General features: G+C 32.1%; 14 protein-coding genes. 2 read left to right on the top strand and 12 right to left on the bottom strand.

Going from position 1 to position 17,375, the window contains the following annotated elements:
• The first annotated feature begins 28 nt into the window (after positions 1-28).
• The gene (locus ACP7BT_RS08580; protein WP_041079329.1) at positions 29-2,101 is read left to right on the top strand and encodes a helix-turn-helix domain-containing protein; all 2,073 of its coding nucleotides are present in this window, start codon (positions 29-31) and stop codon (positions 2,099-2,101) included.
• A gap of 122 nt (positions 2,102-2,223) precedes the next feature.
• Here ACP7BT_RS08580 and ACP7BT_RS08585 read toward each other — a convergent pair whose 3' ends face one another.
• From ACP7BT_RS08585 to ACP7BT_RS08615, 7 genes are all read right to left on the bottom strand, one after another.
• The gene (locus tag ACP7BT_RS08585; RefSeq protein WP_041079330.1) at positions 2,224-3,678 is read right to left on the bottom strand and encodes an ABC transporter ATP-binding protein; all 1,455 of its coding nucleotides are present in this window, start codon (positions 3,676-3,678) and stop codon (positions 2,224-2,226) included.
• A gap of 9 nt (positions 3,679-3,687) precedes the next feature.
• Positions 3,688-4,407: an energy-coupling factor transporter transmembrane component T gene (locus tag ACP7BT_RS08590; protein WP_041079332.1), complete on the bottom strand. Its 720-nt coding sequence runs from the start codon at positions 4,405-4,407 to the stop codon at positions 3,688-3,690.
• A 1-nt stretch (position 4,408) separates the two neighbouring features.
• Entirely contained in the window at positions 4,409-4,993 is a 585-nt protein-coding gene (locus ACP7BT_RS08595) for an MptD family putative ECF transporter S component (protein WP_002482316.1), read from the bottom strand.
• Between the two features lie 184 nt (positions 4,994-5,177).
• Positions 5,178-6,902, bottom strand: a complete 1,725-nt coding sequence (locus ACP7BT_RS08600; protein WP_041079334.1) for a glycosyltransferase family 2 protein — start codon at positions 6,900-6,902, stop codon at positions 5,178-5,180.
• A gap of 150 nt (positions 6,903-7,052) precedes the next feature.
• Positions 7,053-8,741, bottom strand: a complete 1,689-nt coding sequence (tarL, locus tag ACP7BT_RS08605) for a teichoic acid ribitol-phosphate polymerase TarL (RefSeq protein ID WP_041079336.1) — start codon at positions 8,739-8,741, stop codon at positions 7,053-7,055.
• A gap of 75 nt (positions 8,742-8,816) precedes the next feature.
• A complete protein-coding gene (locus ACP7BT_RS08610; protein ID WP_002482313.1) occupies positions 8,817-9,845 on the bottom strand; it encodes an alcohol dehydrogenase catalytic domain-containing protein in 1,029 nt (342 codons plus the stop codon).
• The gene (locus tag ACP7BT_RS08615; RefSeq protein WP_041079338.1) at positions 9,838-10,554 is read right to left on the bottom strand and encodes a D-ribitol-5-phosphate cytidylyltransferase; all 717 of its coding nucleotides are present in this window, start codon (positions 10,552-10,554) and stop codon (positions 9,838-9,840) included. Before ACP7BT_RS08615 ends, ACP7BT_RS08610 begins: the two co-directional genes overlap by 8 nt.
• A gap of 509 nt (positions 10,555-11,063) precedes the next feature.
• On the opposite strand from ACP7BT_RS08615, the gene ACP7BT_RS08620 reads away from it, so the two are divergent.
• The gene (locus ACP7BT_RS08620; protein ID WP_041079340.1) at positions 11,064-12,401 is read left to right on the top strand and encodes an aspartate aminotransferase family protein; all 1,338 of its coding nucleotides are present in this window, start codon (positions 11,064-11,066) and stop codon (positions 12,399-12,401) included.
• Positions 12,402-12,659: 258 nt separating this feature from the next.
• On the opposite strand, the gene ACP7BT_RS08625 is transcribed toward ACP7BT_RS08620, so the two are convergent.
• From ACP7BT_RS08625 to pgsB, 5 genes are read right to left on the bottom strand one after another with little or no spacing between them, the layout of a single operon-like run.
• Positions 12,660-14,252 (bottom strand): gamma-glutamyltransferase, encoded by a 1,593-nt coding sequence (locus ACP7BT_RS08625; protein ID WP_037537647.1) that lies wholly within the window; start codon positions 14,250-14,252, stop codon positions 12,660-12,662.
• 2 nt (positions 14,253-14,254) lie between these two features.
• A complete protein-coding gene (locus tag ACP7BT_RS08630) occupies positions 14,255-14,413 on the bottom strand; it encodes a hypothetical protein (protein ID WP_100217371.1) in 159 nt (52 codons plus the stop codon).
• Complete coding sequence (locus tag ACP7BT_RS08635) at positions 14,403-15,473, bottom strand: CapA family protein (RefSeq protein WP_002482308.1); 1,071 nt, start codon at positions 15,471-15,473, stop codon at positions 14,403-14,405. Before ACP7BT_RS08635 ends, ACP7BT_RS08630 begins: the two co-directional genes overlap by 11 nt.
• 15 nt (positions 15,474-15,488) lie before the next feature.
• Positions 15,489-15,941 carry a poly-gamma-glutamate biosynthesis protein PgsC gene (gene pgsC / locus ACP7BT_RS08640; RefSeq protein ID WP_002482307.1) on the bottom strand — a complete coding sequence of 151 codons (453 nt, stop codon included), beginning with the start codon at positions 15,939-15,941 and terminating at the stop codon, positions 15,489-15,491.
• A 1-nt stretch (position 15,942) separates the two neighbouring features.
• A complete protein-coding gene (gene pgsB, locus ACP7BT_RS08645; protein ID WP_041079342.1) occupies positions 15,943-17,100 on the bottom strand; it encodes a poly-gamma-glutamate synthase PgsB in 1,158 nt (385 codons plus the stop codon).
• Positions 17,101-17,375: the final 275 nt, after the last annotated feature.

Raw genomic sequence — 17,375 nt, forward strand, 5'->3', positions numbered from 1 at the left:
GTTATTTATCTAGGCAAAGGTGATATTTGTGATTAGTTCCTTATCAATTAGAAATCATTACACAACTGAATTAAAAAGATGTATAAACAAAGTTATTATACTACTCCCCTTAAATAAACCTTGTAAAATCAATTTAAATGGATCAACGATTACCATTGAAGACGGGATCATCATTAACAACGCTGATCTATTTCAAATGTTCGATGTACAAGATTTAGTAGAACTAAGTTTGCCTTTACCATTATTTTTTGAAAAAGATACCTGTCTTTCAACCTCTTACTTTGATTTCAATCACATCAAACTTGTAGAACAGTTTAGAAATTTAATACTAGAGAATTTGCACTTACCCTTACAAGATGAAAACACTGCAAGTCTTTATATTTCAAATATCATTGACTTTTTAATTAAAGAAGCTAAAGTAACCTTAAATACAGTCTATATTCCACCACTTAATACCAAACATCCGCTATTGCAGCAAATAACTGAATATATACATCACAATATCTATCATAAAATAAGTACGAAGAATGTATCTAAAGCATTTTATATTTCACAATCATATATCTCAATATTATTTTCCAGTATTCTAAATATGAACTTTAAGCATTACACTACTTCATTAAGAATTGCTTTATCATTATTTGATTTAATACAAAATGATCAAAGTATTTATGATGTGGCTATCAAATATCAATTTACAAATGTAAGTACGTATTCAAAACATTTCAAACATTACATTCAGATGCCACCCAAAAAATATATTTATAATTTTAGGCAAGAATACTATAACGAGCCCAAACAAATTGATATAGATCAAGCTAAAACGATTCACTATTTTGCACAAATTCAAAAGTCAGCTAAACGTGTAGACCACATTGCAAAGACACTCAACTTATCAACATTATCTTTTAGCGATACTTTTAATGAACCTCATACATTCATACAATTAGAAAGACTTGATGACTTAGTACACTTTGATGCTATGATTTCAGAACAAAATGATATCCTTGTATTTCCAAAAGTAAATATATCTATATTAGATACGCAAATCATTCATTTAAATGCCTTTAAATTACAACAAGTATTAACATCTATACACCAACTCATTGATAGAAATTATCACATTACGCTTAAAATTACGTCTAAATTTTTAACAAATCAATCTAGTACTTTTTTGCGTAAATTATTGCTTGAATTAAAAAATAACTTAAATCATATTACATTACAGTTAGATTTAACTTTTAATGAAGCTAAGTCGATGACTGAAACGATTAACAATATCAAACAGTCTTACCCACAAATAAAAATTGGTGTGATAATTGATAAGATTATTGAAAACAGTGCTAATATACTACAAATTCGTCGCTTTATGTCATTGTTAGAAACTGATTTATATTTTATTAACTTAGATTTAATATCTTTAGCAGAGTTAATCACACAAAAAATCTCACCTATACAACAGGACCTTGATTTAAAAGCACGTATCGTATTGTTTATTCACAGTTTAGGTTCTAAGCATGCTAAAAAATTGATATTCAATCACCTTACCCATAGTGCAATAAAAAGTTGCTATCACTACTCTAAACAAGAAACACATGTCGCAATAACTCAATTTCTTATTGAATTTAATCAACTTATTGGAGGATTTGGTTATCCTTACTATTCTGATGATTATGATCGCATCATGTTGTTCAATCAATATCAAAGTGCTATGCCAGTGGTTCATATTTACGGTTTGTTATCACCTTATTATAAGCAACCAATTACAACACTGCCTTATGCTATCGTCACAAAAACCAAAACACACTATCATATATTACTTTTTAATAATCTTAGCGAATCAACGATTTCAGTTAATATCAATCATCATTTCATTAAGTCATTTCCAATATTTTCTAGTTTAATCAATAGTGAATATGGTCTGATTAACAATTTAATACCTCAAAATATAAACCAAACCTATATAGATAAATCACTATTAAAACAAATAAACAGAACGAATTATCCACGTTTAAAATTAACAATGCATTATTTTAAAGATCCTTTGATTTTCAAGCTAACAAAATCTGCTTTACTTAACATTATGATTTCTATCAATTAACTCAAAAAAGAACCTGAGACATCCATTTATGCCTCAGGTTCTTTTGCATGCGCACTAGCCCTAATATTCACTTTATATCCTAGTCGTTCATATGCGCTACTTTATCCATACACTCAATAACTTTATATTTCAAAAAATGATTGTAATTTCCCTAAATTTGCATCATTCATTGTATATTGATCTTTAACGTGCCCATTTTCTAAATGTAAGATTTCATCGGCACATGATAGTAATAGTTCATAGTCATGAGTAATCACTATAATGGTATGCCCATTAGTTGCTAAATCGTCGATGATTCCACTAATTTCTCGCATACGCTGACCATCTAAACCACTTGATGGTTCATCAAAAATAAGTATATCACGGCTTGTTTCTACTGCACTTGCAATAGCCAAACGTTGTTTTTCTCCTCCTGATAATGATAAAGGATGCCGTTCAATGTGCTGAGAAATACCATAATATTGTAACTGTTTTTGAATTGTTTCGTCATCTAAATCAGCATGACTTAAACGTAATTCTTCACCAACACTTTCTGCAAAAAGTTGATTATTTACATCTTGAAACACCAAATAGACATTGTTTAATCTATGTCCCCGCTTCAAAGTAACTTCATCATTATCAACTTTCCCTTTGAATTTACTTTCCACACCTGTTAAGCATCGTGCAAATGTAGATTTTCCCGAACCGTTTTGCCCTATAACTCCTGTCACTTTACCTTTATTTAGTTCAACTTTAGGTATATTAATTGATAAAGGTAATCTAGGTTTATATTTAAAATTAAAGTCTTTCAACGTTAACGTACCACATGCGACATTGTGATGAACTTTAGGTTTCATTTTATCTAAATGTGTTGTTCTCAATCCTAACTCTGCCAATGTTTCATGACTCAGTTTATTAAATGTATCCTTGTCATATTGTTTACGCATTGTAGCTTGTGCCAATATGATAAAGCGATCAACAACATCCATTAAATAATGTAAACGGTGTTCAGCTATAATAATGGTTTTACCTTCTTGCTTCCATATATTTAACATTTTTCGCAGTTTGCTGATTGTTTTGAAATCTAAATTTGATGAAGGTTCATCTAAAATAATGATATCGTGACCACTCACTTGAATCGTCGTACATGCTATTAACTGTTTTTCTCCACCAGAAAGATTAAATATACCTCTATCCAATAAATGTTCAATATTAAATTCATAGGCGCTGTTAGCAATTTGTGTATTAATTTCGTTTGGCTCCACACCAAAATTCTCAGGCTCAAAAGCAAGTTCACTTGTTGTATTTAAGCAGAAAAATTGTGAGCGTGGATTTTGAAAGACTGAGCCACTTACTTGTGAAACCTCATAAATAGATTGTTTAGTAATGTCTTTACCATTCACAATGATACGACCATCTATCTCTCCATGAAAGAAGTGTGGTATCGTCCCATTCAATAATCGTGTTATGGTGGTTTTACCGCAACCTGATGCACCAGTTAAACAAATAACCTCACCATCATTAATAGTAAGGTTTATATCGTTTAAGATTTTTTCGCTATTGTCATAATTAAATGATACATTTTCAAATTGAATCATATTTTAACCTCACACTATATAGTAAGTTATACATAAAAGCAGTGTGCCAATTATGAATAACCAATCAAGCCAACGTATTTTCAACGTCACAATAGAACTTCTTTTATGTGTCAAATTCAATCCACGAGTAATGGATGCGATAGTCAATTCATTCCCTATTTTAATCACACTATTTAATAAAGGTACAATACGATACTCGATATATTGCATTGGTTTTTTAAACGCAAACCGTAAAGAAATCCCTCTCATTTTCATTGCATCCTTAATGGAAGCTGATTCCATTCTTATTGTGGGTATAAATCTAAACATAACAGCAATTGGGATAGTTATTTTTCTAGATAACTTCATGCGTTCTAAACCTATAATAAGCACTTCTACTTGTGTTGTCTTAAATATATAGTAACCCATGGCTAAAGAAGGCAAAAATCTTGTAATAATTCCAGAAGGTACAAACACGAGTAATGTTGCAACTTGGCTTTGTTCAATAGACACAAATGCTTCACCATACCAAGCAGCTACGGTTAGCACAATACAGGCAATGCCAATCTTATATTTCCCTATCACAATCAATAATAAGACGGGAATCACCATTATAATCAATCTGATAAATATGCCCTGACCCGTTACGCCACCTGTTAGTGAAATGAGTGAAATAATTAGCATGAGTCCAATTTTTATCCTTGGATCAAAGTTAAATATATGATTTTGACTTAATACTTGATTATACATTTTATATAATACCTGCCCGCTTAAAATGCTTTTTCAAAATGCCTTTAGCAATGTATGCACCTATCCAAGCACCAATAATTGTAGTGATAAGAATAATGGGAATCATACCAATAGAAAACAATCCTTCTACTGTCGCTTCATAATCTGTACCATATTTGTCTTGAATAAAAGCTAAATATGAATTTCTCATAAAATAAAACGGTAGTAAATTACCTATTGGCCAAAATGAAAAAATAATATAACCTATACTATTTAATTTCCAACTTTTATATTGGCCCATCGCCATAACCATATCTGCAATCACAATCACTGGCACGCTTAAAATCAAAGCCATCCAAGGATGCCCCATGATTGCTAATAATAAACTTACGACAACACCACAAATCGTTAATGCACCAAATTTCTGCGTTTTGGTAATAAGTAACATCACAGGTATGCCACCTACTAGCCCTATCATTGCAGGAAGTAACAACATAAAGATAGGTATAATACCTAAAATACCCGGTGGTGCTATAAAAATGAAGTATACTGCCGTAAAGAGTCCTATATTAATTAAATCTTTAACATCTATTTTACTTTTTGTCATCGGTAACTCCCTCTTCACATGAATCTAAAAGACAATCTATATATAAATTAATTATTATTAAATTAAGATATAAAAATCATTCATTTCAAACATACTATAATTGAAAATCATTATCAATAACATTCGATTAAAAAAATAGTAAGTCAGCTAATATTTCTTTAACTCACTTACTATTATATACCAACTAGTATTTTAAAACTAAATGGGGCGTTTCAATTTTGAAGTTCTTTTTCAGATCTTTATCTTTCACTTTTTCTCCAACAGACAGATGATAAGTAAGTGTGTCTTTTGTAGTCACAGACGTTAAATAACCATACGTAAACATATGAGGTAAGATGACAGCTGTCATCCCTTCAGATAGAATATAGTTAAATTCTAAGCTGCGTAGTTGTATTGTCTGTTTGTCCTTAATTTCAACAGCTAACATTTCATTTAATTTGTTGCTCGTTATATAAAATGATAAATTATCGAAGTCTTTCGTAAAATATGGTGTAAATCGATAATACTGATTGTTATATTGGGTAATTGTGCTCGTTTCCTTACTATACGGGTACTTAACACGTTTATTGCCAATACGTTTCTCAATGGTCATATTATCCACACGCATCTCTAGATGTGCATCCCAGACTTTTTCTTTTATGAGATAAGGCATCAAATCATTTAAATCTGCCTTAAACTTAAATCTAGTCTGATCATTCATAGTTAAAGGTATATAAATAAATTCTTTTTTATTACGTGATAATAATTTGAGTTGAATCATTGAAGCAACATGGTTGGGATTAATAATAGAACTAATAAATTCTAACTCCAGTTCAAAACCTTGATCGTTAAATTCGAAATGTGACATTCTAATATCAGGCTTCACTAATTTTTTGAAGACAAAATACGGTTCACCTTCATCAAATTGTATTTTTAACGTTCCTTCTTGAGCACTGTAGCTATGAAACTTCCCATTTTTATAACTTTCTTCTACCATTTGGTAATGCTTCATGTCTTTTAGACGAGCGTAATGTAATAACGGTTTGAATGAATCATTCACTAATTCATCTACAGCTGTTGGTACTTTTTGAATAAAATCTCCTAACGCATCCATCCACGCTTCTTTTTTATCATCTGCAATTTTAAGAGAAAAGTTATTTGTTCTAGAGAATGAGAAATGTCTATCTATAAAATATCCTAGCACTTCATTTTTATTTTCTAATGGGCTGTTTAATATTTCTTCAGTAATTAATGACATCACTTTATAAAAATCTTCGGGTGAGACATACGCAGAACTCATATGTTCTCCCTCACGTTTAGTTGCATAATAGTAAGGCTTATCTGCAAGTACAGCGATTCGTTTCGCATTGACATATGCCTTCATTGTAAATAATTGATCTTCTGCACTTCTTAAGTCCTCTGGAAATTCGATTGCGTGATCACGTAATAATGAGGTTCTATAGAACTTAGTTGGGCTAAGTGTATAAATAATTCTAGAATTGGCTAATGTGACTGCATCACTCGTTTCTTTAAACATGGATTTCGGTACACCACGACCATTCACGCCTTCCATTTTCACCAAGACCACGTCTGCATGATTTTGATCAACAAATTTCGACACATCTTTTAATGTATCTTTATTAATGTAATCATCTGAATCTACGAAAAATACATATTCACCTTGCGCTAATTGTAAAGCCGTATTTCTAGGTTTACCTGGTCCGCCTGAATTTGTATCAAGTTGTTTTATTATCAAATTTAATTTATTTTTATAAGCTTCTACCACATTTAAAGTATTATCTGATGAACAATCATCTACCAAAATAACTTCAAAATCTTTTTTATCATAACTTTGATTTTGTAAACTGTTTAAAAGTTCTGCTATATATTTTTCTGAATTGTAACTTGGTACTATAATTGAAAATTTCATTATACTCCACCTTGTAAAAATGAGTTAAGTACAAATCAATATCAGCCGTTCAGCAATCTCAATTACAGGATCCCGTTCTATATCTAACGCTGAATATATATTTTTGTAGTTAACTCATTATGTTTTAATTGGTATTTCTATTCACTTAATTTAGCTGCCAAAAACATTTCTTACTAAACGTTCACTTGAACGTCCATCTTGATATTTAAAATGTTTATCTAAAAATGGCTCAACTTTTTCAACGTCAAAATCTTTTTGATCCAATGCTACAATTAAATCGTTAAACGATTCAACGATTTTACCAGGTACAAATGTTTCATATGGTTCATAAAAATCACGTGATGTGATGTAATCTTCTAAATCAAATGCATAAAATAACATTGGTCGTTTAAATACAGCAAATTCATATACAAGTGATGAATAATCACTAATTAAGATATCCGTAATAAACAAAATATCATTCACTTCTCTAAAATCAGATACATCTACAAAGTATTCTTGATATTCTCTAGGAATATTCAATTTATTTTTAACAAACGGATGCATCTTGAATAGCGCAATTGCATTATTCTCACGGCAATAACGTGCAAATCTTGCAAAATCAATTTTGAAAAACGGATAATGCGCAGTATGATGGCCACTCCCTCTAAATGTCGGTGCAAATAATATCACTTGCTTTCCTTTAACAATTGGAAGTGCTTCTTCCATATCTGCAACAATGGCTTTTTCATAGTCTTGATCAAATAATATATCCGTTCTTGGTACGCCAGTTGGAATAATATTTTGTTCTTTTATACCAAACGCCTCACCATAAAATGGAATATCCGTTTCTGATGATACAAATGCTTTGGTGTAATTCCTATGGTTTACTGAGTTAAAAAATGGTCCGCCTTTTTTACCAGTACGGCTATAGCCTACTGTTTTAAATGCGCCTACTGCATGCCATACTTGAATAATTTCCTGACTCTTTCTAAATTTCACAGTATAAAGTAATGGATGGAAATCATCTACAAATATGTAGTCTGCTTTACCTAATAAATACGGAAATTTAAATTTATCGATAAAATTACGTCGTACAGATATATTAGATTTAAACAATGCATGTATTTTATATTTTTCATCTAAATTTTGACGTAACATTTCATTGTAAACATACTCAAAATTACCTGACATTTCCGCTCTAGAATCAGAAGTGAAAAGTACTGTATTCCCCTTTTTCAGATGGAAAAATTTAGTAATCTTGAAAATAGACTGAAAGATGAAGTTACGGACATTAAATGAATATTTATTATATTTTAATTTAAGGTCTGTAATCCTTTTCTTAACTGGATTCATTTTAGGCATAGGTGCTTTAAATATAATATTCAATACAAATTCGTTCACTTCACTCGAAATCATAGGCTTTACAGTATATTCTGTTTTAGATGATTTACCTCCCTTTTTAAAGGTAAATGTAAAGTGGTCTAATAATAAATTATTTTTGCCATTTTGAGTCATTTCATCGCTATACTGTTCGAGTGCTGTTTCTTCTAATTCATAATTATTGGGATCTAACAATGTTTCATTTATATTGGCAATATAATCAAAATCGCCTTTATAAACAATTAAGTACTCACCTGGTGGAAGATAATTACCGTCATCTAATATGGCAACATTAAAACGTGCCTTAAATTGGTTGCCTTCTACTTTCACATCGTTTGCTTTTAGTTCTTTGGTTTCAGTCAAATTTCTCAATACAAAGTTTTTCTTATTAAGCTTTATATCTTCAACATGACCTTCAATAAATAATTGAATTCTTTCCCAATATATATTATCAATTATTATTTTAGATTTACTCAATTTTAAAAAATCCTCTCTTCATTCAAGTTGATAGGTTTTTATTACTAATTAAAAAAGCGAAAATGCCTTACAAATTTACATTGTCCATTTGATAACCGTTTTACCCCATGAAGTGGATAAATCTGTTTCAAATGCATTGACCGCATCGTTGATTGTTTTGACATCAAACTCATTACCTTTAAGGAGCGCTAATTTTTCTACAACATCTGGATTATTTTTATAAAATTCAGCAATTTCTCTAAAGTCTTGTGCGCCACTTCTACTACTACCAAACATCGTCAAACCTTTTTCAAGTACTAAACGTGTATTGACTTCAATTGGATATTCACTGACACCAAGTAAACTAATCGTTCCTTCAGGTGATACTAAGTCAATAATCTGGTTAACTGCGGATTGGCTACCTTTGCCACCCACGCACTCAAAAGCATGATCAAACGTGACATCTGCAGGTACTTCGTCAATATGATAGATGTGCTCCACAAACGAAAAATGACTTAATTTATAATCTGTTTTACCAAACACATAAATTTTAGCTTGAGGATACAATTTACTTAACAAAATAGCTGTAATATAACCTAAATTCCCATCTCCCCATACACCAAAACTATTTTTATTGGAAATTGATTTACGTTCAAATCTTTGTAATGCGTGCCAACTTACACTCACTAACTCTGAATAAGCAATCGTACTTAAATCTTCAATACTGTCGTCTATTTCAACGACGCGATCGTGATCCATAAAAACGTAATCTTGCATAAATCCATCGAAGCCACTAGATCTAAATTTACTACTAGGTAAATAGTTTTCTGCTATAACATCATCTTTTTCAACTGGTGTATTAGGAACCATAATGACCCTTGTACCAATTTCATATTCACCTTTACTGTCATAGACGACTTCGCCAACACCTTCATGAATTAATGACATAGGTAATTTCTTTTTCAAAACTTTTTCATTTCTACTACCTGTATAATATCTTTGATCAGCAGCACAGATAGACAAATACAACGGTCTGACAATCACTTTGTTACTTTTAATATCTTCATTATTATAGGTTACTTCAAATTGTCTTGGCGCAACGAGTTGATAAACTTGATTAATCACTCAACATCCCACCTTTTATGATTGAGTTTGCCACTTTAAGATCATAAGGTGTCGTTATTTTAATGTTATATAATTCTCCCATTACCAATTTCACTTGTTTACCTGCTACAACTAAAATCTTACATGCATCTGTCATGATTTGTTTATCTTCATCAGATAAATCATTGTAGCTATTTCTCAATAGATTTACATTGAAAGATTGCGGCGTTTGTCCTTGATACATCTCACTTCTCACCGGTATCGATTGAATTGAATCACCATCTGCCGATGTGATAATCGTATCAGTTGCTGTAATAACAGTGTCTACTGCGCCATATTTCAGAACACTTTTAATATTTTCTTTAATTATTCTGCGTGTTAAAAATGGTCGTACCGCATCATGCGTTATAATAACATCATCATCAGAAATACCATTTTCTTTTTCTGCTGCACTAATAATATTCATAATTGTTTCATTACGATCAGAACCACCTTGAACAACTTCAATTCTGTCATCTGTAATGTGATGCTTACGTAATGTATCCTTTGTGTGAGAAATCCATTTTTGAGGTGTCGCGATAAATATCTTATCGAATTCACTTGTTAATAAAAACTTCTCAACCGTATGTACTAAGATAGGTTTTCCATCTAAATCTAAAAATTGTTTTGGTAGTGGTACATTGCCCATTCTTGAACCAATGCCACCCGCTAATATACCTGCATAAATCATATACATTCCTCCATTAAAGTTCTAACTCATACTGTTGTTCAACTTCGTTACTATTTATTTTCATGTTTAATTAACGCTATATATATTTCCTGAATTTTGTTATAGATAAAAATATTATTTTATAAGAACAATATTACCAATTATCCCTCACTTTTTCTACTTATTACATTTTTCACAGTGTCCAACCATTTCTCAAATCAATGCTATTTATTAGATACAATATTTTCAGGATTAATTTCATCCACAGAATATTTGTGTCAAATTACACATAATGAGCGTTATTCAATTTTAATTTTTCAGAATATATTTACAATTCTAAATTTTCTTAGTATATTCATACGTATCAACGATTATTTGGGAGATGTCATAATGCATGCACTGTGGCGTATAGTAATCATTTCTATTTAGAAATACACTAGCAATTAATAGAGTGCCAATCACTATTTTCAATCCAAATCTGCATCAATCATGCGCACTATCTTATTTTCAATCATTGGGAGGCACAAATTATGAACAAATCAGAGCAACTTATAAATGAGGACAGTCAATACTTCGCAAAACCAGGACGCATCAAATATTATCCTTTAGCAATTTCTCATGGATATGGTGCGACACTTGTTGATGTTGAGGGCAATACATATATTGATTTATTATCAAGTGCAAGTTCACAGAATGTTGGACATGCACCTGAACAAGTTACTGAAGCAATTAAGGCACAAGTAGACCAGTTCATTCACTATACCCCTGCTTACATGTATCATGAACCCTTAGTTAAATTAGCAAAAAAATTATGTGAAATTTCACCCGGCCAATATGAAAAACGTGTCTTATTTGGACTATCTGGATCAGATGCCAATGATGGTATTATCAAATTAGCACGTGCTTACACCGGCAGACCTTATATCATCAGCTTTGTAAATGCATACCATGGTTCAACCTATGGTTCACTTTCAATGTCTGCTATTAGCTTAAATATGCGTAAACATTATGGTCCAATGTTGCCTGGTTTTTATCATATTCCTTTTCCAGACAATTATCGTGGCATGTTTGGCAGCAACCAGCCCAATACCGTTTCCGAATATCTAGCACCACTTAAAGAAATGTTTGAAAAATATGTACCTGCAGAAGAAGTGGCCTGCATCATGATTGAAACAATACAAGGAGATGGTGGTTTGCTCGAACCAGTAGATGGCTATTTCGAAGCCTTACAAGACTTATGTAAAGAACACGGTATCTTACTTGCTGTTGACGATATTCAACAAGGATTAGGACGCACAGGTAGCTGGAGTTCTGTCTCACATTACAATATTGAACCTGATTTGATTACATTCGGTAAATCATTAGCAGGCGGTTTACCAATGTCTGCAATCGTAGGGCGTTCAGAAATCATGGATTATTTAGAAGCACCTGCACATCTCTTTACCACGGGGGCTAATCCAGTGAGTTGTGAAGCAGCATTAGCAACCATCGCCATGATTGAAGACCAGAATTTATTACAAGCAAGTACAGATAAAGGTAATTATGTGCGCAAACGTATTGATGCTTGGACAGAACAATTCAATACTGTGGGTAACGTTAGAGGAAAAGGATTATCCATTGGTATTGATATCGTTTCTGATAAAATTAATAAAACACGCGCATCAGAAGCAGCACTAAAAATTTGTAACCGTTGCTTTGATAATGGTGTTGTCATTATTGCAGTAGCAGGCAATGTACTACGCTTTCAACCACCACTTGTCATTACCTATGAGCAACTGGACACTGCGCTTAACGTTTTGGAAGCAGCGATATCAGATTTTGAATCGGGTAAACTAGATAACTACGACACTGCAGGTCAGGGTTGGTAATAAATGAGTAAACTATGACAACCTTCTTGAATTTAAATAAACAACAAAAGTTAGATTTTAAAACTACAGTATAATTAAAAAAACAAGAGTCTGGGACATAAATAGATGTCTCAGACTCTTGTTCATTTGTGAAGTAGATGATTGCGTTGAATAAGGATGGGACTACGAAATCGCAATTAGAAAATTTGATTTCTGTCCCGCTTCCTTGTTTTGAATTATATATTACGTTTCATACCCCTTTGTATGAAGATATATGGATTATCTATTACCAACATCTTGTCCTATTTCTACTGTTTTATCATTTTTATTGTAAAGTGCAGCTTGGACACTACCAAAGTTTGGATCATTGCGTTTTTCTTCAATTTCGAATCCTAAACTTTTGAATATATCTACATCTTGTTTACTAGTTGCATTTTCATAGAATATTTTTCCACCATCGTTGTAAAAGCGTGGTTTATCTATAGACTCTTGTAACGTGCCATCGCCTCTTAAATAATCTACCAGTACTTCATTCAGTGTTGTTGGTATTTTATTACCACCCGGTGTTCCTATACCCATATAATAATCAGGGCCTACAACAATACTTGGTGCAGTAAATGATCTCGGTTCTTTGTGTTTACCACCATAGTTAGGACTGGCTGGATTCGATGAGAAGTTACTTAAAGAGTTATTCATATAGAATCCCTCTTTCATGAATTTACCAGATCCAAAGAAACTCGCGAGTGTATTGGTAGTACTTGTTAATTTTCCATCTTTATCTATGACAACAAAATGCGTTGTGCTCGTATTATCAACATTATTCGTATTAAAGTTACTATTAAAGTTAACCTCGTTTAGTCTACCGAGTAAATAATCTTGTGATAAATATTCATCATAATCTTCATCTTGTCCATTGATAATATCTCTATTTCTATACATCAATGCTCTAGATTTTAAGATACCTGTTATGTAATCTAGACGATTATCTGGTGCTGCTTGGTTATCAGTAGCTTCATCTATTTCCAATCCTTGAAGCATTAATGTACCACCAAGTGGGTTAGACGCAGAGTAAACTTTATTATTCAAATAATCTGTACCTACAGGTTCTTTCTTCTCTGTTTTATAACTTTCAAAATCTTTCTCATTAATTTCATCATCTACTTGTTTAGAAACACTTTCACCAATTTTATCATAGAAATAATCTGGTCCTTTGTCTCTAATCCCTTTGATAGTAGAAGCTAGAGCTGGTTGTTTAACAACATCGCCTTCTCTTTTCGTTTGTTTTCCATCAAAAAACGGTGAATTTCTATCGATGTCTGAACCGTATAATTTTAGACTTCGCTCGAGTTCTGAATCTACTTCAAAACCATCTTCAGCTAAAGGAATAACGTAATTCAGGATTTTCTTTTCATCCATTTTCCCTGCTTCTTTATGTGCATCATGTATGCCTCGAACAAAACCAGGTGTACCGATTTCATCCTTTTGTTTAAAGTTAAATGACGAAATATCTTTATATTGCCATTGTTTTGGTGCAACGTTCTCTTGACCATCATAAGATAACATTGCACCTCCACCACCTAAACCGGATGAATGCGGTTCTGTTATAGCTAAAGCATAAGAAACACCCATGGATGCATCTACGGCGTTACCACCATCTTTTAATATTTTTTCACCAACGCGCGTAGCAATTGGGTTATTTGAAGCGACACCGTAATTTTTATCTGACTTATCTTGGTTATGATCAGCTATTTTATTCTCATATAAATCATCTTTATCGTAATTATCTTTTTTTGTAATCATAAAAAAGATAAACGAAATAATGATTGTTAGGAGTAATATTACGATGAGCGATTTCTTATTGTAAATACTCATACTTAAGCTCCTTTAGACAAATATTGGTGATGAGAAGTCTCCAGTTCATTTTTTTCATATTGATCTAAGCCTTCATTCGCTCTAGCAAATACAATTAAAAGAAAAATAACCAATACGATTGAAATGATTGTAATACTTACCCAATGTTGTTTAATGTTCATAAACGTAGCCTCCATTCTCTTTTTTAAGATCCAAGTTTTTACCTTCTATATTGTTCAATAACTTTCTCTCTTCTACTACATTTGGTGATGACTTCGTCACTTTACCACCTTGCGATTTAATTGGTGTAATCATAAATTTAGATTGTTTACCATTCCAAGTTTGCTGAACTGCTAGACCTTGTTTATTTTTTGATAAGAAATCTTCGGATGTCGTATTGCCTAAGCTGTAAAAAATATCTGTATTTTTATATTTTTCAATTTCTTGAACAACCGAATTATGGCCAATAATCACATCAGCACCAGCTTTAGATAATGAATGTGCATACTCTCGTTGTCTAGTCGTCACTGAACGTTCATCGGTAATCCCCCAATCAACATTCACGACGACATAATCGTTATTCTCTTTTAATTTTTTAATTAATGGCATATAAATACTGGGTTCTAAACTAACTGATGTTGTATTTTTCAATGTATCCGTGTAATTTGACTCAACATCTGTAAATGAAACATTGGCAATTTTTTTACCCTTTATAGTTTGTTGTACCGTCTTACTATTTATCGGATTTGAACCATTTCCAGTAAGATAATTATATCCAGTTTGAGCTTCTACTGATTTCATAAAATCACGCGCCGTAATATTATCGGTAACTTGATTGATCACATTCAAACTTTTTAAATTGAGTCCCTTTAAGAACAATACATTTTCCAAGTTTTTGGATATATTCGTTTTCCTGTCATCTGAGAACTTCGTCATTTCTAAACTCGCAGTAGAATAATCACTTCCCTTTAAGATCTCTTTAATGGATGCAAAAGCATCATTAAGATTGTTCTTTCTGATATGATTATTTAATTCAATGTTTCCTAGATATGTCATACTTATCTCATTTGGTGCTTTTCCTATTGCTTTTACTGGTTCTATTTTTTGTGAAGTCATGGCAAATACTAAAAGTATCAATGCTACAACGAAGATAATACCGGTGTATATTGAATTCCTTTTTTTATGCCGCTTCGTCCACTTTAGTATGCGTTCTTCCATTGAAAATTTTTTAGAATTCTTCATAATCCAAGCTCCTTACTAGTTGATAAAGCTGTAAAAGAATAAGATGACATATGTAATACATGTGAGTAACATACAAGTTGACAAAGTAATTATGACACCTTGTTTTTGAATCGTATTAGCTATGATGCCCGGTATTACAACACCAATGCCTGACATCTCTACCATTTGAAATGGACTTAACGGATAAATTAAATCAAAAACAAATTTCAACACCATACCGGTTAGTATCATCGCCGCAAATTTTCTACGTCCATATAATATAACGATACGACTAATACCATGGTTAACGATGAAGTATGTAATACAACTAATAATCAGTACGGATAATAACATGATCGGCTGATCAAATATTAAAGCTAAATATCCTGGTACTACTAAACCAGCAGGACTGATACCAAATTTTTCGGCAAATATTAAACTTAATACGATGCCTACAAATAATGAAAAATATAACTCTGAACCTATCATATTATTTGATCCCTTCTATATACTCTGCTATTTGTTTACCTGGTCCGTGAATATTCCCTACACAGAACATCAAGGCATTTTGAGATTCATTATAAACTGCGCGTTCAACCTCTTTTATGTCTTTACCTTCAAAGTTTAAATATTTCTTCTCGGGCAATCCTTTCATTACGTCCGTTACCATCTGTGTACTCTTTCCTGTACATATCAATGTATCGAATTCAACATCCGTAATAAAGTCTTCACAGAACTGTCTCGTTCTATCAATTCTGTCTGAACGACAATTTAATATAAGAACAATTTTATTGTAAGGGTAATTATACGTTTCAACCTTATTTAAAATTGCTTTTGTAGACTGCGGTTCATTGGCAGCAAATGCATTTACATAAACATTTGTTGAATTATTCGCATTATAGTATTTCACTTCTACTGCGCCGACATCTGGTGGTGCATTTAACATGCCTTGTAACGCAACGTCTCTGTTGATGCCAAGTGCTTCAGCCACACCCATTGCAATTGCAACATTATCTGGAAACACGATATACCCAAATTTCCTTAAGAATGATTCAGGCACTTCTTCTTTATTAACGACAATTAATTTAGTCTTACGTCTTTTGGCTACTTTAGCAAAAAAGTCGGTGTAATCATCCTTCATTACAATAAGATGACCTTTGTAAGGAATTGTCGCTGTAAATGCTTCAGCTACCTCGTCTAAAGTAGGTCCTAAGACATCCATGTGATCTTCCATGACATTAACGATAACGCCAATATTAGCTTTAACCAATTCTTTTTGAAAGGTTATCTGATAATCAGGATTCACTGCCATACACTCATTTACAAGCGCGTTCGCCTTTTGTTTAACAACCTTCTTTATAATGTCGCGTTGTTCACCAATATTAGCGCCTTGAGGCTTTCTATAAACTGGATACTCTCTCGGTGTAAACCAATACATCATACGAGCGTCTGTACCTGTTGTCTTGCCTATTACACGATATTGATCTTCGCGTAAAATACTATAAATCAATCTTGTAATTGTTGATTTACCTCTAATACCATTTATATTGATGCGTATAGGAATTTTTTCTAATCTATCAGAATGCTGTCTTTTCTCAACAATTCCTAACCATAGAATCAAACCTACACAAATAATGATTAGTAGCAAATTTTGTCCCTCTTTTCACTTCAGACTATTAAATTTTATGTATAAATGCTTAAAGGCAAAGCACATGAGTCAACCACACTATACATACGATGTTTGAGACTATGTATATTCTTCACCATTCAATAAAGCCATCCTAACACGGAGTTATTGATTTAATATAAACACTTTGAACTAAGTGTTAATCAAATGTAAATTCGCATTTACAATACATGTAAAAAAGAATTTTTTTCAATCAACAAATCCTATCACAACAATGTTTTAATTTTTTTAAAAGC

The sequence above is a fragment of the Staphylococcus sp. Y174-1 genome, from assembly GCF_049897865.1.
In the GTDB taxonomy this organism is placed as follows: domain Bacteria; phylum Bacillota; class Bacilli; order Staphylococcales; family Staphylococcaceae; genus Staphylococcus; species Staphylococcus saprophyticus.